General features: G+C 48.7%; 16 protein-coding genes. 11 read left to right on the forward strand and 5 right to left on the reverse strand.

The window, feature by feature from the left end; genetic code table 11:
• The first annotated feature begins 348 nt into the window (after positions 1–348).
• From aat to BLQ88_RS16585, 5 genes are all read left to right on the forward strand, one after another.
• The gene (aat, locus tag BLQ88_RS16565) at positions 349–957 is read left to right on the forward strand and encodes a leucyl/phenylalanyl-tRNA--protein transferase (protein ID WP_090152409.1); all 609 of its coding nucleotides are present in this window, start codon (positions 349–351) and stop codon (positions 955–957) included.
• Between the two features lie 126 nt (positions 958–1083).
• A complete protein-coding gene (gene proB / locus BLQ88_RS16570; protein ID WP_090152411.1) occupies positions 1084–2115 on the forward strand; it encodes a glutamate 5-kinase in 1032 nt (343 codons plus the stop codon).
• A complete protein-coding gene (locus BLQ88_RS16575) occupies positions 2115–3365 on the forward strand; it encodes a glutamate-5-semialdehyde dehydrogenase (protein WP_090152184.1) in 1251 nt (416 codons plus the stop codon). Before proB ends, BLQ88_RS16575 begins: the two co-directional genes overlap by 1 nt.
• On the forward strand, positions 3359–4444 hold the full coding sequence (locus tag BLQ88_RS16580) for a M20 family metallo-hydrolase (protein ID WP_090152187.1): 1086 nt from the start codon (positions 3359–3361) through the stop codon (positions 4442–4444). The genes BLQ88_RS16575 and BLQ88_RS16580 overlap by 7 nt, the downstream gene beginning before the upstream one ends.
• A gap of 39 nt (positions 4445–4483) precedes the next feature.
• On the forward strand, positions 4484–5311 hold the full coding sequence (locus tag BLQ88_RS16585; protein WP_090152190.1) for an enoyl-CoA hydratase/isomerase family protein: 828 nt from the start codon (positions 4484–4486) through the stop codon (positions 5309–5311).
• 52 nt (positions 5312–5363) lie between these two features.
• Here the strand turns inward: BLQ88_RS16585 and BLQ88_RS16590 are convergent, their stop codons facing one another.
• The 3 genes from BLQ88_RS16590 to BLQ88_RS16600 form a co-directional block, all read right to left on the reverse strand.
• Positions 5364–6926, reverse strand: a complete 1563-nt coding sequence (locus BLQ88_RS16590; RefSeq protein ID WP_176885005.1) for an Rne/Rng family ribonuclease — start codon at positions 6924–6926, stop codon at positions 5364–5366.
• 268 nt (positions 6927–7194) lie between these two features.
• A complete protein-coding gene (locus tag BLQ88_RS16595; protein WP_090152194.1) occupies positions 7195–8046 on the reverse strand; it encodes a tetratricopeptide repeat protein in 852 nt (283 codons plus the stop codon).
• Between the two features lie 30 nt (positions 8047–8076).
• Positions 8077–8382, reverse strand: coding sequence for an HU family DNA-binding protein (locus BLQ88_RS16600; RefSeq protein WP_015813879.1), 306 nt, complete (start codon positions 8380–8382; stop codon positions 8077–8079).
• A gap of 159 nt (positions 8383–8541) precedes the next feature.
• Between BLQ88_RS16600 and mutY the strand changes: the two genes are divergently transcribed.
• From mutY to guaB, 6 genes are all read left to right on the forward strand, one after another.
• A complete protein-coding gene (mutY, locus tag BLQ88_RS16605) occupies positions 8542–9624 on the forward strand; it encodes an A/G-specific adenine glycosylase (protein WP_176885006.1) in 1083 nt (360 codons plus the stop codon).
• A 101-nt stretch (positions 9625–9725) separates the two neighbouring features.
• Positions 9726–10583: a phytanoyl-CoA dioxygenase family protein gene (locus tag BLQ88_RS16610; RefSeq protein ID WP_090152200.1), complete on the forward strand. Its 858-nt coding sequence runs from the start codon at positions 9726–9728 to the stop codon at positions 10581–10583.
• A gap of 159 nt (positions 10584–10742) precedes the next feature.
• Entirely contained in the window at positions 10743–11948 is a 1206-nt protein-coding gene (locus tag BLQ88_RS16615; protein ID WP_090152203.1) for a Gfo/Idh/MocA family protein, read from the forward strand.
• A 65-nt stretch (positions 11949–12013) separates the two neighbouring features.
• The gene (locus BLQ88_RS16620) at positions 12014–12505 is read left to right on the forward strand and encodes a single-stranded DNA-binding protein (protein WP_090152206.1); all 492 of its coding nucleotides are present in this window, start codon (positions 12014–12016) and stop codon (positions 12503–12505) included.
• Between the two features lie 125 nt (positions 12506–12630).
• Entirely contained in the window at positions 12631–13947 is a 1317-nt protein-coding gene (locus tag BLQ88_RS16625; RefSeq protein ID WP_090152209.1) for a transporter associated domain-containing protein, read from the forward strand.
• A 75-nt stretch (positions 13948–14022) separates the two neighbouring features.
• Entirely contained in the window at positions 14023–15495 is a 1473-nt protein-coding gene (guaB, locus tag BLQ88_RS16630; protein WP_090152212.1) for an IMP dehydrogenase, read from the forward strand.
• A gap of 182 nt (positions 15496–15677) precedes the next feature.
• Here guaB and BLQ88_RS16635 read toward each other — a convergent pair whose 3' ends face one another.
• Together BLQ88_RS16635 and BLQ88_RS16640 are read right to left on the reverse strand one after the other, a co-directional pair.
• On the reverse strand, positions 15678–16334 hold the full coding sequence (locus BLQ88_RS16635; protein ID WP_090152215.1) for a DedA family protein: 657 nt from the start codon (positions 16332–16334) through the stop codon (positions 15678–15680).
• A 42-nt stretch (positions 16335–16376) separates the two neighbouring features.
• The gene (locus tag BLQ88_RS16640; protein ID WP_090152220.1) at positions 16377–17171 is read right to left on the reverse strand and encodes a phosphosulfolactate synthase; all 795 of its coding nucleotides are present in this window, start codon (positions 17169–17171) and stop codon (positions 16377–16379) included.
• Positions 17172–17208: the final 37 nt, after the last annotated feature.

Genomic DNA, 17208 nt, shown 5'->3' on the forward strand with positions numbered 1-17208 from the left:
AACTAACCCAGAGAAAAACGATGGGACGTCTGGAAATTGTAAGAAAATTGCGGGGATTAGATATTTACCACGTAGGTAAAAAGAGATTATACGGTCCTTGGGGACCTGAATCGGAAAGGCGTAGTATGCAGAACTGTATGTATGCCGTTGTGATTCATTGACTTGCTTGTGCGTCTAAGAGGCTGCAAATTTTCAAAAAAAAAATCTTACAGCAAAGAAACAGAAGATATATTTTTATGGTTCGTTTTGAACGGTAAACTTTGGGGAAAAGCGAACTGGCGGGCGTACCCGATTTTGTACTATTCCCACTTCAATCAACAATTTTTTTTTCCTAATTCAGTGGCTTTCATGACTGCAATCAGTACCGACGACCTTCTCAACGGCTATATCAACGGCATATTCCCGATGGCCGAGGCGGACGGTACGATTTACTGGTACTCGCCCAACCCGCGGGCCGTTATTCCGATCGATACTTACAAACCGTCCAAATCGCTCCGGCCGGTACTCAACAGGAGACATTTCGACATACGTATCAATACCGATTTCGAGGGCGTCATGCGCGGTTGCGCGCTCCCGCGTGTGAGCGAGCCGGGGACGTGGATTTCGGAGGAAATCATTGCTTCCTACACCGCATTGCATGAAATCGGTTACGCGCACAGCGTGGAAGCGTGGCGTGATGACAGACTGGTAGGAGGGCTGTATGGGGTTTCAATTAATGGAGTGTTTTTTGGTGAATCGATGTTTACGATCGAGAGTAATGCATCGAAAGTCGCATTTCACTATCTGATTCAAATACTCAAATTGAACCGGTTCGCATTGCTGGACACGCAGTTTATTAATGATAATGTACTTCGCTATGGCGCGATCGAGATCCCGCGGGACGAGTATCTGGACCAGCTTCAAAAGGGGTTGAAACTCCGGCGGACGTTTAATGGTGCGGTTTTAAACGAATTATAATGTACCAAATGCGCTGAGGGCGCGGGTTGGGCATCCGTTTTCGTTTGAAAAGCAGTATTTTTGGCGCCAGATTGATTACCGGGCGCCGGACGCAGTCGCAAAGGCGCCGCTTATTTGAATACCAAAGTGTCAAAACCTATTCTCGTCATAAAGTTCGGGACAGCCTCTATCACGCTTTCTTCGGGTGAACCTGATGTCAGGATCATCTCGGAAATAGCCCGGCAGGTTTCGGAAATCCACTCGCAATACCGCATTATCATTGTTTCTTCGGGTGCGGTGGGTGCTGGTAAGGCTTATATCAATGATTATAAGGGCACGATGACCCAGCGAAAGGCAGCCGCGTCGGTGGGTAACCCGCTGCTGGTTGGTTTGTATGCCACCTATTTCGCTCCGAATAAAATTTACATTGCTCAAAGCCTTTGCGAGCGGCAGCATTTCGCGAGCCGCAATAAATTCCTGCAACTTAAAGAGACTTTCGAGGAACTGTGGTCGAACGGCATTATTCCGATCGTCAACGAAAATGACGTGGTGAGCGACCGCGAGCTGAAATTTTCGGATAACGACGAGCTCGCAACCTTACTTGCGGTCGGTTTTGGGGCCGAATCGCTGATGTTCTGCACCTCGGTAGGCGGCCTGCTCGACGAGCAAGGCAAAATCCTGCGGAACGTATCCAATGTGAACGAGGTTTTTAAGTTTGTCAGGACAGATAAATCTTTCCTCGGCCTTGGTGGAATGGCTTCCAAGCTGACATTCGCCAAACTGGCGTCCAGAATGGCCATTCGCGTGGTGATTTTTGGAATGAACCAGGAAAATGAACTGCTGAATGCATTGAAAGGCGAAGCAGGTACATTGATTACGCCAGGCAAAAGCACATTATCGGCTCGAAACCGCTGGCTCGGAAGTGGTGGCCTGGTATCCGGCACATTACGTGTGGATGAGGGCGCGTCAAAAGCATTATTGAAGCGTAAGAGTTTGCTTGCGGTAGGTGTCACCGAAGTAACGGGTGATTTTGAAGCAGGCGAAATCATTGAAATATACTCGTCGGAAGACGAAATGATCGCAGTCGCACGGGCGCGCGAGACTTCCTCAGCGATCCGCAGCAACCTGAAAACAGTGAATTTTGAAGTGGCGCATGCCAATGATATAGTTTTGTTATAATGGAATCGATAATACCTCAATTAAAGGAAGCGCGGGAGGCATCAGCTGCCGTTCGCCGGCTGACAGACAGGGAAAGGGCTGATCTGCTGATCAACCTTTCGGCCCGGGTTCTGGCCCATGCCGAAAACATCATCGTCGAAAACCAGAAGGACCTGGATTTGATGGATGATGCCGACCCGAAAAAGGACCGCCTGCTGCTCAACCAGAAGCGGATCAACGAACTGGCGCAAAGCCTGATCGAGGTAGCCGAGCTCCCGGACCCGACGGGAGAAGTTTTTGTCGAAAAAACCATTCAACAGGGTCTTTCTTTGAAGAAAATCGCTGTACCATTAGGCGTAGTGGGTGTGATTTACGAATCCCGTCCTAATGTAACTATCGATGTAGCTTCCCTATGCCTGCGCTCCGCGAATGCGTGCGTGCTCAAAGGCGGTAAGGAAGCGCAGCATTCCAATACTTATCTGGTGAGCCTGATCCATGAGTCACTGGCAGAGTTCGGTGTACCTGCGGCGGCAGTTACTTTGCTGCCTACCGGTCGGGAGTTTGTAGGAGAGTTGCTGACGGCCATTCAATATGTGGATATCATCATCCCACGTGGTTCTGAGGGTTTGATCAAATATGTTCGTCAGAATTCGCTCGTGCCTACGATTGAAACCGGCGCGGGTGTTTGTCATACTTATATTGAAAAATCAGGTGACCTTGAAAAAGGCGCGCAGATTGTGGTGAATGCAAAGGTTTCGAAACCTGCCGCTTGCAATGCGCTGGATACCGTTTTGGTTGATCGTGCGGTAGCAGGTGAGTTTTTGCCAAAATTGAGAGAAGACTTTATCAAATGGAATGTCGAGGTTTTCGCGGACGAAGAGTCATATGATATTCTTCAAAAAGCGGAGTACCCTTTTCTCCAACATGCCACCGAGGACGATTTCGGGAAAGAATTCCTGGATTTCAAATGCTCGGTGAAAGTGGTCGATGGGCTACAAGATGCTTTGAAACAGATCGAAAACTACTCTTCCAGACATTCGGAGGCTATTATTTCTACCGATGAAGAGGCTATCGAAACCTTTCTGAAAGAAGTGGACGCAGCATCCGTTTATGCAAATGCCTCTACCCGCTTTACAGACGGCGGCGTGTTCGCATTAGGTGCAGAAATCGGTATCTCGACCCAGAAACTGCATGCCAGGGGCCCATTTGCATTGGAAAAACTGGTGACCGAAAAATGGATTGTGAAAGGAGACGGACAAGTAAGATGGTAGATAGCACTTCGGAAAACATAAAAACGCTGTCCGCGGAGGCGGTTGTACTTTTAAAAAGCCTGATCGAAACGCCCTCTTTCAGCAAGGAAGAAGAAAACACGGCGAGAATCCTGGCCGATTTCTTTACCCGGAAGGGCATTCCTTTTCATACCAAAAAGAACAATCTCTGGGCTTATAACAGGCATTTCGATGCGGCGAAGCCTACCATGCTGCTTAACTCGCACCATGATACCGTGAAGCCAAACAAATCCTGGACCCTGGATCCATTCATGGCCATAGAGCAGGATGGAAAATTATACGGCCTGGGCAGCAATGACGCCGGTGGTTGCCTCGTATCATTGATTGCTACATTCTGCCATTTCTACGATAGAGAAGACTTAACCTATAACATCGCTATCGCTACAACGGCGGAGGAAGAAATTTCCGGTAAAGAAGGCCTGGAAATTGTAGCGCCGGAGTTGCCCGAAATCGCATTCGCGATAGTGGGAGAGCCTACTGAAATGCATTTGGCCGTAGCTGAAAAAGGTTTGCTCGTGCTTGACTGTACCGCAAAAGGCATTTCCGGCCACGCAGCCCGCGAGGAAGGTGAAAATGCGATTTACAAAGCATTGAAAGACATTCAATGGATTACGGAATACAAGTTCCCCAAAGTTTCGCCAACGCTCGGCCCGATCAAAATGTCGGTGACGATCATCAATGCGGGTACACAGCATAACGTCGTGCCCGACGCGTGCACATTCACGATCGACGTGCGCGTGACGGACCAATACACTTTGGAAGAGGTTATTTCTGAGATTAAGGCTAATATTCAATCCGAAGTAACGCCCCGCTCGATCCGTCTGCGACCGTCGAGCATCCCGATGGATCATCCGATTGTTCAGGAAGGTTTGAAGCTTGGCCGCAATGCCTATGGTTCACCCACGACATCCGATCAGGCGCTGCTGGATTGTCCGTCTTTGAAAATGGGGCCAGGACATTCTGCCCGCTCGCATAGCGCGGATGAATTCATTTACCTGCACGAAATCGAAGCAGGTATCGCGCAGTATATTCAAATGGTAGAGGGCGTCGTCACACGATAATTTGCTATACTTGCCAAAGCGAACTAACCGAGTTTTGGCATGCGATTCTACACCGAAGAAGATATTCAGGCATTCGATAACGTCCGGTTTTTGCACATCAAAACTGCAAAGGCCGGACATCTTTTTACCATCACATTGGCCCGGCCCGAAAAGCGCAATGCATTTACGCCAACAATGGCCGAAGAAATCACCTTCGCGCTCGCATATGCGCATTACGAGGACGATATTCGCTGTGTAGTTTTAAAAGCCGAAGGCCCCGTTTTCTGCGCCGGGGCTGATTTGAATGCATTTCATGATGCTTCTGCTAACATAGCGAATGTCTCATTGCCACGAATTCACGAAGAGGCACGAATGGGGGACGCATTTAACGAACTGCTCAAACCTTGCATTGCGCAAGTCGAAGGTCCGGTATTGGCTGGCGGTTTTCTGATGATCTGCGGCTGCACGTTCGTTTTTAGCGTGCCTGAGGCTACTTTCAGCTTGCCTGAGGTAAAAAGAGGTATCTGGCCTATGCAGGTAATGGCATCGCTCGCACCGATTATGAGTCAGCGGAAGATATTAGAAATGTCAATTACAGGGAAAGTCTATTCGGGTAAAGAGGCACTGGAAATGGGGCTGGTAACACATTTAGCCGAAAAGGAAAGAATTGCAGAAGAAGTGAACGCATTAGCAAACCAAATCTGCAACAGCGCGCCGCTAGCCATTCAATCAGGAATGCGAAGCTTGCAGGAATTGAGAAATCTTCCTCGAAATGAGCAACATAAATTCCTGAAAAGCGAACTGGACAAACTCCTGAAAACAGAGGACGCCAAAGAAGGAGCATTAGCCTTCAAAGAAAAGCGGGAACCCATCTGGAAAGGAAAATAAACGAATCACCAATCGGCGGTCCGCGGTCAATGGTCGGCGGTCGGGGCCAGGTCTAGTTCACCGGCACAATCTCAATCTCCTCCCCATACCGGTTATGGAACTTGAAATCCACCACGCCTAACGACGAATCTTTGATCAGTTTCACCCAGGTTTTGTAATGGAAAAACCACTTCACCTGCTCGGAAATCAATCCTTTGGTGAAATACGAATGCAGGAACGGGTGAAGCGAAATCGTAATGCCGCGCTCGTTCTGTTTGGTGAGAATGTAATCGAGGTTATTGGCGATCACGTCGGATACGAGAATGCTCGCCTGGATCGTGCCCGTACCGCCGCAGGTAGGGCAGGTTTCGCGGGTAACGATGTTCATTTCCGGCCTTACGCGCTGACGCGTGATTTGCAGCAGACCGAATTTAGATAGTGGCAGAACGGTGTATTTCGACCGGTCGCCCTTCATTTCATCGCGCATGACGTCGAACAGCGTGCGCTTGTTCTCTGCCTTCTTCATGTCGATAAAGTCGACGACGATAATGCCGCCCATATCGCGCAGACGCAGCTGACGGGCAATTTCTTTCGCCGCTTCGAGGTTGACGCTCAGTGCGGTAGCTTCCTGATCCTCTTCAGAATTGGATTTGTTACCACTGTTGACATCGATCACGTGCAATGCTTCCGTATGCTCGATGATCAGGTAGCCGCCATTAGGAAGGCTTACCGAGCGTCCGAAGAGCGATTTAATCTGCTTTTCCAGACCGAATTGCTCGAACAGCTTGTTCTTGCCATTGTGCAGGCGGAGAATGTTCTCCTTTTCCGGCGCAATGTTGTGAATGTAAGCCTTGATATCGTCATAAACCTCTTTCGAATCCACCGTAATGCTATCGAAAGATTCGTTGAGCATGTCGCGGATAATCGAGGATGCTCGGTTCATTTCGCCTATCACGCGGTCGCGCGGCTTAGCGTCGCGGAGCGCTTTGATACCATTTTCCCACTTATCCAGGCAGTCCTGCAAATCCTTGTTCAGCTCGTCCACATCCTTGCCGGTAGCCACCGTGCGGATAATCACCCCGAAGTTCTGGGGCTTAATGGACGACATCAGGCGTTGCAAGCGATTGCGTTCCTGCTTGTCGGTGATCTTTTTGGAAAGGTTAACCGAGTTGGAGAATGGTACTAAAACAATGTACCGGCCAGCGATCGAAATGTCACACGAGAGTCTCGGGCCCTTGGTAGAAATAGGCTCCTTAACGATCTGGACAAGGATAGGCTGGTTTTTGGAGAGGACTTTGTCGATTTTTCCAAGCTTCTCGATTTCCGGCTCCATCTTGAAGTTTTTCAAGTTGCCGGAATGCGTACGCTTGGCGATTACATCCTTGGTGAGCTTGTTCAGCGAGTTGATATTGGGTCCCAAATCGAGGTAATGCAGGAATGCATCTTTCTCAAAACCAACGTCTACAAAGGCAGCATTGAGCCCTGCCACCAGTTTTCGAACAGTACCAAGGTAAATGTCACCAACGGTAAAGCTCTGATCCGGTGTTTCTACGTGATATTCTAAAAGACGTTTATCCTGCAAAAGGGCTATACGCTCTCCCTTTTGAGTAGAATTGATTAGTAATTCGTTACTCAATGTTCAACCAACTGAATGGCTCGATAATGTTGATACTTAACTCCCCGCATATCAGACTGTTAGCGGGATACAAACGTGGGGAATAAGGATGACCGGATCTTAATAGATAAAACCCGGTCATAGCCAATTATTTCTTCTTATGTCTGTTTTTTCTGAGTCTTTTCTTTCTCTTGTGAGTGGAGATCTTATGTCTTTTTCTCTTTTTTCCGCAAGGCATGATTATGTCGTTTTATAAAATAAGTAATGTATTTCCTTAATGATCTGATGATCAGTTTTTCAGACGGCCTTCCAATTCGCCAATGGCTTGTTGGATCACCGGATCTTTCTCCTCTTTTTTAACCTCCGACAGAACTTTGCTTGCTTGTTCCTTGTCACCCAATTCCACCAATGACAGGCCTAAGTAGAACTTGGCTTTCGTGTTGGCAGGATTGTTGGTTAAAATCTGTCTGAACCTGTCAGCAGCTTTTGAATATTGGTTCGATCTCATGGACAAGATCCCTAAATTGAACAATGCCAATTCGTTGGTAGGATCCGCGTCGATCACCTCGCGCAACATCATGATACCCTGCATCGGGTTTTCGGTATTTACGTAGGTCATCGCCATGTTGGCTTTTGCAGTCAACAGGCCAGGATTCTGGTCAATTGCTTTTTGGTAATATTCGCGGGTTTTGATGCCCAGGTTTTTTGCTTTCTGCTCGTCCACCGCGAAGCCGTACGCCTCATAATAACGGTCGCCCGCACGCATGAGGTTTTCGATTGCAGGGGAGAGCAGGGCTACTTTTTCGGCGTAGAACGCAGCGCTGTCAAATTTTTGCAGCTTCGCAAATTCGTCCGAAAGCTTGATGCCCGCAGCAACCTTTTCCTTATCACCCGCCTGATTGAAGCCGCTTCTGAGCTGATCTACAACTTTCTGTTGATCAGGGGTTAAAGCGGCTCCATCATGCGAATTCGAAGAAGATTCCGCCGCAGCAGCTGGTGCCGCATTCGCAGCGACCGCCGATTGGCCCTTCTCCTTGTCCATATCCTTGCCCTTGTTGTTTACGACCACCTTGGGAAGGCTGAAAAGCGTTCCTACCAGTGCTACCGCAAGCACGCATGAAAGTAAAATGGACTTTTTCATACTCTTATAACCCAACCTTGTTCAGGTAAATTACTTTTCAGCGACTGCTTTCAGTTTGTCACTTTCTTTTACCTGCTCAACAAAAACTTTTGCAGGCTTGAAGCTTGGTACAAAGTGCTCGTCAATAATCATGGAAGTTCCCTTTGAAATATTGCGGGCCACTTTGCGCGCACGTTTTTTGTTGATGAAACTACCGAAACCTCTAACATAAAGGTTCTCACCATCAGAAAGTGAGTCCTTTACCACGGTAAAAAACGATTCTAGCGTTTGCTGAACGTCGCCCTTGTCTACGCCTGTTTTCTCGGAAATCTGTGCGATTACGTCTGCCTTAGTCACTTTGATTGTTTACTTTAAGTGGATATTATTTCATTAATTTACTTACTCCTGTAAATTTTGGGAACACAAAGGTACGGTAATTTTAACAAAACTTAAAAGGATGAACTTGCCCTTTTTTATATAATTCATTAAAAAACAGTGCACATAAGTGAAAATAATATGATACCGGACGATTTGGAGGTGATAGATTTTAACAGAAGACTCAAATCCTGGTATCTCGAAAACCACCGCCCTTTACCCTGGCGCGAAACCAAAGATCCATATAAAATTTGGTTGTCGGAAGTGATCCTGCAACAAACTCGTGTAGCCCAGGGGTTACCTTATTATGAGCGTTTTACCGAGCAATATCCCACCGTATTCGACCTGGCTGCGGCCGACGAGCGCGATGTGCTGAGGTTGTGGCAAGGGCTTGGTTACTACTCGCGGGCCCGCAACATGCATTTCACTGCGAGGCAGGTGGTAGCTGATCACAATGGAAAGTTTCCTGAAAGTTCTGAAAAGCTTTTGAAACTAAAAGGTCTCGGACAATACACTGCCGCTGCCATTGCTTCCTTCGCATTCGACGAGGCGGTGCCGGCGATCGATGGTAACGTGTACCGCGTGATGGCGCGTATTTTCGGTATCCAATCGGATATGCTGAGTAATGAAGGGAAAAAGGAGTTCTGGGCGCTGGGAAGAAAGGTAATTTCACAGGAGGACCCGGCTACCTACAACCAGGCGATGATCGAGTTCGGGGCATTGCAATGCGTGCCGGCGTCGCCGAATTGCACGGTTTGCATTTTTAATGATCGCTGTTTCGCTTATGCACATCAAATGCAAGGCCAACTGCCGGTCAAGATCAAAAAGCTCACCATCAAACACCGCTTTTTGAACTATTTCATCATCAAACAAGGCGACAGGCTTGCCATGCACGAGCGCCGCGGCCGTGACATCTGGAAAGGCCTCTACGACTTCCAGCTCATCGAATCTAAGAGCATTGCCGCAACGCCTGACCAACTGACCAACCCTGACCCCATTTTCCAAAACGTGCTGCAAAACGGCCGCCTGACCGAAGTTCCCAAAGTTTATACCCACATCCTCACGCACCAGCGCCTGCAAGTGCGGTTCTGGTGGCTCGAAATTCCTGGGGCCGAAAGGATAGATTTGCCACAAGGAATGGCTTTTTACAATCATGAAGAAGTGGAAGTGCTTCCGAAGCCGATCCTGATCGATACGGTTTTGCGGGAAGAAGGTTATTTGTAGTAACCGCTGAATCATCAGTTGAATGCCGTTGATCATTGGTGAGGTGTATCGTAAGTAATTGTGTTTTAAGTAATATATTTTTGTACTAAACACTTGGTCTCATGGGAAATTTCAGTTTGAATGCCAGCCAGATCGCCGACTATAACCGCGATGGCTATATCGTTGTGAAAAGCCTTTTTTCTACCCAGGAGGTGGAAAAACTATACCATACCGCGCTGGAAAATTCGGTGATGCAGAAGAATGCGATGGATTTGAACGACCAAACGGGGAAGAAAACAAAGCTGTCGTTGTGGTTTACACCGGGCGATGATGTTTTCGGGTATTTGATACGGAGCGAGAGAATGGTCAATTCGGTGGGGCAGCTATTGCAGGAAGACAGCCCGGTTTGCCATTTTCATACCAAGCTTATGCAAAAGGAGCCCAAAGTTGGCGGCGCGTGGGAGTGGCACCAGGATTATGGTTATTGGTATAAAAATCAATTCATCTTTCCCGACCAGCTCATGAGCGTGATGATCGCATTGACGACCGCTAACAAGGAAAATGGCTGCTTACAGGTGATCAAAGGCTCGCACAAAATGGGGCGCGTCAATCACGGCTTCGCGGGCGAGCAGGTAGGCGCAGACATGGAAATGGTGAACCATGCATTGAAAACCATGGAGCTCGTTTATTGCGAAATTGAGCCGGGCGACGCATTGTTTTTCCATAGTAATCTCATGCACCGCTCGGAAGCGAACCTGTCGGATCATCCGCGTTGGTCGTTGATCTCTTGCTATAATTCTCAAACGAACCTCGCTTACGCCGAGACTTCGACGTCCTGGCGCGTTCCTGTTTCGATTGTGCCCGATCATGCATTGCTCGAATGGAATGCCGGATCATTTGAAAATGCGGATTTCCTGAAAAAAGAAAACGACCCGGCGCTGAAAACAACCGGCTGGGAGAATGAGGTGAAAACGTCATAAATCTTCGTGTGTGGTCACCCATGGTCAGGAATTGTCATGTTTGGTCATGTGTTGGCGAGCAACTCCTGACAACTCTCACTACTCCTGACCATTAATGACTGCTCCTGACCATTAATGACAATAAATGACTTATTCCTAAAACTTTAACTGATTGCTAACATGCAAAAAATAGCAATGCTCGGCTCCGGCTTTATCGGACGTTTTTATGCGGAATCCATTCACGGGCAGCGCAGCCGCGACCGCGTTGTGGCCATTTACGCGCGCCGGGAAGAAAGCGCCAAAAAGTTTGCGGACGACTACGGCTGCGATTTCTGGTCGTCGGATATGGAGGAGGTAATCGCGCATCCCGATGTGAACATGGTTTGCATTGCATTGCCGAATAACATTCATGAAGAGGCGGTGCTTCTTTGCGCGAAGCATAAGAAGGCCGTGGTATCCACCAAGCCGCTGGGCCGCAATGGCGCCGAGGCATTGCGTATGCTGAAAGCCGTGGAGGAAGCGGGGATATTTGCAGGCTATCTGGAAGATCTTTGCTACACACCCAAGTTTTTGAAATCGCTTGAAAGTGTTAAAAATGGCTCGCTCGGCCGCATTATCTGGGCCAAATCGCGCGAGGCGCACCCGGGGCCGCATAGTGAATGGTTCTGGGACATCGAGCAGGCCGGTGGCGGTTGTATCCTGGATTTGGGCTGCCATTGCATTGAAATATCACGGAATTTTATTGGTAAGGACATCAAACCTGTGGAGGTAATGTGCTGGGCGGATACGCAAGTGAAGCCGATCGACGCGGAAGACCATGCCATTGCATTGGTGAAATATGAAAACGGTGCCATAGGGCAGTTCGAAGTGAGCTGGACGTTCCGTGGCGGGATGGATTTGCGGGATGAGGTAATGGGTACCGAGGGCACGATCTGGATCAATAACTTTTTGAGGACCGGTTTTGAAATGTTCACAACAGGGCAGAATCCGGACGGTGCAGGAGAAGAGTATGTGGCTGAAAAAGCGGAAAGCAACACCGGCTGGCTGTTCCCGGTAGGTGACGAAGTGAATGACCTCGGCTATAACCACATGTTCACGGATATGTTCAATTCTGCTGAAAAGGGTAATGCCCCTGCGGAGACGTTTTATGATGGCTATATTGTGAATGCGGTGATCGATGCAGCCTATAAATCGGCCAAAACGAAACTTTGGGAAAAAGTGGAACTACCCGTCTGGCGTGGACGCGAAGGGGTGGAGAAACCTTCCAACTATGTTTCGTACAATGAAACGCACTACCTGATCAAGCAGGAAGTGACGCACGACGGCCGCAATAAGCTGATCCTGAAAGACAAGGTTACCGGCAAGATTACCGAACAGGATATTTAACCGGCATTTGTCGGGGATAATGCCTAAATTTAAGGTTGCAACAAACAATAACCACGTTAAAAATCATGGCAGGAAGTGTTAACAAAGTAATTCTGATCGGTAATCTGGGGAGTGACCCGGAGGTCCGGTACCTTGAAAGCGGATCGGCGGTAGCGAAGTTCAATATCGCAACTACCGAGACTTACACGAACAAAAACGGCGAGCGCGTCGATAATACCGAATGGCACCGCATCGAGCTTTGGGAAGGATTGGCGAAAGTGGCCGAAAAATACCTTAAAAAGGGCAACCAGGTGTATATCGAAGGACGTATCCGCACCGATACGTGGACGGATAAAGAAGGACAGCAGCGCACCGGTGTGACGATCCGCGCGAACAGCATGACTTTGCTTGGTGGTCCGTCGGGCGGCGGACAGGGTGGAGACTATAACCAGGGTGGCCAGCAAGGCGGTTACCAGCAATCCGGTAATGCACCGCGCAGCAATGCGCCACGGCCGTCGGACCCGATACCGCCATCGATGGCGGCCGGCGGTAACGACGACGATGATCTGCCGTTTTGATGATTCAAATGAGATAATGGTGAATCCCGCTTAAATGTATTTATTCCAAAATCGATACAGTTATTAGGCGGGATTCGCTACATTTATCTGATTGAATACCTATTTTGACCATTCGCTGACATTTCGTGAAAGAAACAGAAGACAGTGACGACCCGCTTGCCCGAACGCGTACGGGGATCGATTTTCCCCAGAAAAGTACGCAAACCACTCTGGCAGGGGTGCTCATACCCTTTGATTTCCTGGCTCCCTACGACTTCATTCTTGTAATTTTTCTTCTGCTAATATCCCTCTTCCTTTCGGGCGTACGCGCAGCATATGCGGCATCCGGCGCGATGGAAAACCCCTGGGAACGAAAAGCAGAAGGTGATAATCAGTTACCTACACGCATTCAGCAGCTGGCGCTTTCACTGGTCCAGCGGGGACTTACTTTGTTCGCATTGTTGCTGGCGGCACGCCTCGCCTGGCTGCATATGCAAGCGGGAAGCGTGGAAATGGTCCGTTGGGCGGTTCTCGCGTTCCTCGTCATATGGATTTGGCTTGATGCCATGGTGCGTTACAACTGTGCACGTAAAGCGCAAGAGTTTATCCCCAAAATCGCCGGACTGACGCAGTTCCTGATTAAAATATGTAAGCCGCTGACCCAGCCGGTGATGAAGCTCGGTTATTCATTTGGTGTGCTGACGCCCGAAGGAGCCGAGATAACCACCGAAATGCTTGAAGCCAAAGCGGAAAGCGAGGAAGAAACGGATCTTTTACGCGGTCTGGCCAACTTTCGTCAGACGAATGCGCGCAAGGCAATGCAGGCGCGCGTGCAGGTGACGGCATTCGATATCGAACTGGATTTTCATGAATTAATGGACCGCATCAATAAATCGGGGTACTCGCGGGTACCGGTTTACCGCGACGATCTGGACCATGTGGAAGGTATTTTGAATGTCAAAGATCTGCTGCCGCATATTCACCTGGACGAGCATTTCAACTGGCAAAAACTGCTGCGCCCGGTCTATTTTATCCCCGAAAGCAAGCGCCTCGACGATCTGATGAAAGATTTCCAGAACCGCCGCGTGCACATGGCGATCGTGGTCGACGAGTACGGCGGAACCAGCGGGTTGATCACTTTGGAAGATATTATCGAAGAAATTTTCGGGGATATTAATGATGAATATGACGAAGATGAGGAGGTGAACTACACCCAGGTCGACGAGCATACCTATGTGTTCGAAGGCAAGGTGCTGATCAACGATCTTTGCCGCATTCTGAACATTGAAACCGATTATTTTGACGAGGTTAGGGGCAATAGCGAGTCATTGGCGGGGCTGTTACTGGAACTGTTTTCACGGCTGCCAAGAACCGGCGAAATCGCTACACATCGCGAAGTAACTTTCAAAGTACAGTCGGCCGACAAGAAGCGCATTAAAAAAGTGCGGGTGCTGGTTTCGTAAAAAAATACAATTCGATTTTATTTATTCAGAAGTTATTCTTAATTTTGCCCGGCAAATAACAATAGTTTATTTGCTATGAACACAGACCCATCCAAAGTCCTCTTTGAGGCGCTTACCTACGACGACGTTCTGCTAATCCCTGGTTATTCAGAAGTCCTGCCTCGCGACACATCAACAAAAACCAAGCTTACCCGCAACATCGAGTTGAACATTCCTATTGTCTCAGCTGCTATGGACACGGTGACGGAATTTGAACTGGCCATTGCTATGGCTCAGGAAGGTGGTATTGGAATAATCCATAAAAATATGTCCCTGGAAGCGCAAGCTGAGCAGGTGAGAAAGGTAAAACGCTCGGAAAGCGGCATGATCCTCGACCCGATCACACTGCTTGACACTGCGACCCTCGGCGACGCGCACCAGATCATGCGCGAGTTCAAGATCGGAGGTATTCCGGTAATCGATAAAGACCACAAACTCGTGGGCATCCTTACCAACCGCGACCTTCGTTTCGAACGCGAAATGAGCAAGCCAGTGACCGAAGTCATGACGAAAGATAACCTCGTCACTGCTTCCGAAGGTCTGTCGCTCGACGACGCGGAGAAAATCCTCCAAGAGTACAAAATCGAGAAACTTCCTATCGTAGATTCAGAGTACCGTCTGACGGGCCTGATTACATACAAAGACATTCTCAAACGTAAATCGCACCCGAATGCATGTAAGGACGAATACGGCCGCCTGCGTGTAGGCGCGGCCATAGGTGTTACGCCCGACGTGCTGAAACGTGTAGAGGCATTGGTGAAAGCGGGAGTGGATGTCGTAAGCCTCGATACTGCCCACGGACATTCCAAAGGCGTAATCGATGCATTGAAATCCATTAAGGCTGCATTCCCGAAACTGGACGTTATCGCTGGAAACGTAGCGACGGGTGCAGCTGCAAAAGCATTGGCAGATGCCGGCGCAGACGCGGTGAAAGTGGGAGTTGGTCCTGGTAGTATTTGTACCACGCGTATCATCGCCGGTATCGGTGTTCCTCAGCTTACCGCTGTAATGTGGGCGGCAGAAGGTCTGAAAGGTACCGACGTTCCGGTAATCGCCGATGGCGGTATCCGTTTCTCAGGTGATATGACAAAAGCATTGGCCGGCGGCGCCAGCACGATCATGATCGGTTCGATGCTCGCTGGTAGCGACGAAGCTCCGGGTGAAGTGGTGATTTATGAAGGACGTAAATTCAAAGCATACCGTGGAATGGGCTCGGTGGAAGCAATGGAAGACGGTTCGAAAGACCGCTACTTCCAGGATGCGGAAGACGACGTGAAGAAACTCGTTCCGGAGGGTATCGTAGGGCGTGTACCGTTCAAAGGCAAGGTTTCCGAGATCATCTATCAAATGGTAGGAGGTTTGAAAGCGGGAATGGGCTACTGCGGGGCCGGGGATATCGATTCGTTGCAGAATGCACAGTTCGTGAAAATCACTTCTGCCGGTGTGAAAGAAAGTCACCCGCACGATATCATGATCCAGAAGGAGGCTCCGAATTATTCGAGATCGTAATGCGGTTTGATGGTCGGTGGTTGAAATGACCGCCGACCATTGACCGCCGACTGCCGATGGGTGGTACATAAATAGAAAAGCGTCGTAGGAGTTCCTGCGACGCTTTTCTATTTATGTATGTATTTTAAAGTATTCAACTAAAACCAATCGGCGGTCCGCGGTCGGCCGTCGGCGGTCAAAAACTAAGCCGCGCTAGGCTTGGCAAACCGGCTTTTCAGGTAAGAGAAAATCATTGGAAGAATGGAAATTCCGATGATGCCGAAAATGACCAGCTCGAAATTCTTTTTAACAATATCCATATTCCCGAAGAAGTAACCCAGCAATGTGAGTGTTGGAACCCAAAGTAATGCGCCAACGATGCAAAATACGATATACTTAGAGTAATTCATACTTCCTGCACCTGCCACAAACGGTGCTACCGTGCGGACGATCGGGATGAAGCGTGCCATGATAACGGTACTTCCGCCGTGTTTTTCGTAGAATGCCTCGGTTTTTTCAAGATATTCTCTTTTCAGGAAAAGGATCTTTTCGCGTTTCTTAATTTGCCCGCCGAAAGTTTTTCCCATAAAATAATTGACATTATCCCCCAGCAATGCGGCGATAATGAGGATAATGATGATCAGCCAGACGTTCAGGCCGGTGGTTTCATTGGCGGCAATGGCGCCGGCGGCAAAAAGGAGCGAATCACCGGGGAGCAGCGGCATGATTACCAGGCCGGTTTCGGTGAAGACAATCAAAAACAGAATGACGTAAGTGAGTGTGCCATATTCTTCCACGATGTTGAACAAATGCTTGTCGAGGTGGAGGAAGAAATCAATGAACTGGGTTAAAAATTCCATAGCTATACGTTAAGTTGACAATCTGTTTTTATGAGGCCTGACTTATTTGGAATCAATTTTCCACTTCTGCTTCGTCTTCGTATTCAGGAAGTGGTTGAATGTATCGCCGCGAAGGCCAAGACGGATCGTTTCGAGCGGGATCAGTTCACTGGGGGCAATGTTACCGAGGTTGACATTGGCGCCAAGCAGCTTCACAAACCATACTTGCTGTGACTTCTGGGGAGCTTCCCAGATCATATCTTCAAATGCAATTTCCGTCAGAATTTCTTCCACAAGTCCCTGGCGTACTTCGCCGCTTGCCCGGAAAAGCCCTACATTACCCGATTCGCGCGCTTCCCCGATCACTTTCCAGGCACCCGCCTGCAACTCCGATTTGATGAGCTGGATCCATTTGTAGGGCGGGATGATCTTGTTTTCATCCTTCGAACCTACTTCCGAGAGCACGGTTACCTGCTGGGCAAGCTTGCGGATATATTCGCATTTAACATCCTGAGGCATTTCAATGGAACCGTCGGATACTTCTGCGTGCGTCAATTGATATTTATCGAGGAGTTTGCGGTAATCATCAAACTGGTTCCTTACCACGAACGCTTCAAACAACGTTCCTCCGAAATACACCGGAATATTGGCATTTTTATAAATTGCCAGCTTCTCGTCCAGGTTCGGACTTACGAAAGAAGTGGCCCAACCAAGTTTTACGATATCAATGTAAGGTGATGCGATGGAGAGCATATCTTCTGTTTCCCTGACACTCAGCCCTTTGTCCATCACCATGGTAAGTCCTTTTGTTCTGGGTTTCTGGGAACGCTCGGGAACCTGCGATAACGTAAAATTCATATATGAGTAAGCATTTATCTCTGGCAAAAAACTCCGG

Source organism: Dyadobacter soli (assembly GCF_900101885.1).
GTDB classification, from domain to species: domain Bacteria; phylum Bacteroidota; class Bacteroidia; order Cytophagales; family Spirosomataceae; genus Dyadobacter; species Dyadobacter soli.

Excerpts from the sequence above, each read along its gene's own strand:
- aat (WP_090152409.1), top strand. The coding sequence starts at position 349 with ATGACTGCAATCAGTACCGACGACCTTCTCAACGGCTATATCAACGGC.
- BLQ88_RS16575 (WP_090152184.1), top strand. The coding sequence starts at position 2,115 with ATGGAATCGATAATACCTCAATTAAAGGAAGCGCGGGAGGCATCAGCT.
- BLQ88_RS16580 (WP_090152187.1), top strand. The coding sequence starts at position 3,359 with ATGGTAGATAGCACTTCGGAAAACATAAAAACGCTGTCCGCGGAGGCG.
- BLQ88_RS16585 (WP_090152190.1), top strand. The coding sequence starts at position 4,484 with ATGCGATTCTACACCGAAGAAGATATTCAGGCATTCGATAACGTCCGG.
- BLQ88_RS16595 (WP_090152194.1), bottom strand. The coding sequence starts at position 8,046 with ATGAAAAAGTCCATTTTACTTTCATGCGTGCTTGCGGTAGCACTGGTA.
- mutY (WP_176885006.1), top strand. The coding sequence starts at position 8,542 with ATGATACCGGACGATTTGGAGGTGATAGATTTTAACAGAAGACTCAAA.
- BLQ88_RS16610 (WP_090152200.1), top strand. The coding sequence starts at position 9,726 with ATGGGAAATTTCAGTTTGAATGCCAGCCAGATCGCCGACTATAACCGC.
- BLQ88_RS16615 (WP_090152203.1), top strand. The coding sequence starts at position 10,743 with ATGCAAAAAATAGCAATGCTCGGCTCCGGCTTTATCGGACGTTTTTAT.
- BLQ88_RS16620 (WP_090152206.1), top strand. The coding sequence starts at position 12,014 with ATGGCAGGAAGTGTTAACAAAGTAATTCTGATCGGTAATCTGGGGAGT.
- guaB (WP_090152212.1), top strand. The coding sequence starts at position 14,023 with ATGAACACAGACCCATCCAAAGTCCTCTTTGAGGCGCTTACCTACGAC.
- BLQ88_RS16635 (WP_090152215.1), bottom strand. The coding sequence starts at position 16,334 with ATGGAATTTTTAACCCAGTTCATTGATTTCTTCCTCCACCTCGACAAG.
- BLQ88_RS16640 (WP_090152220.1), bottom strand. The coding sequence starts at position 17,171 with ATGAATTTTACGTTATCGCAGGTTCCCGAGCGTTCCCAGAAACCCAGA.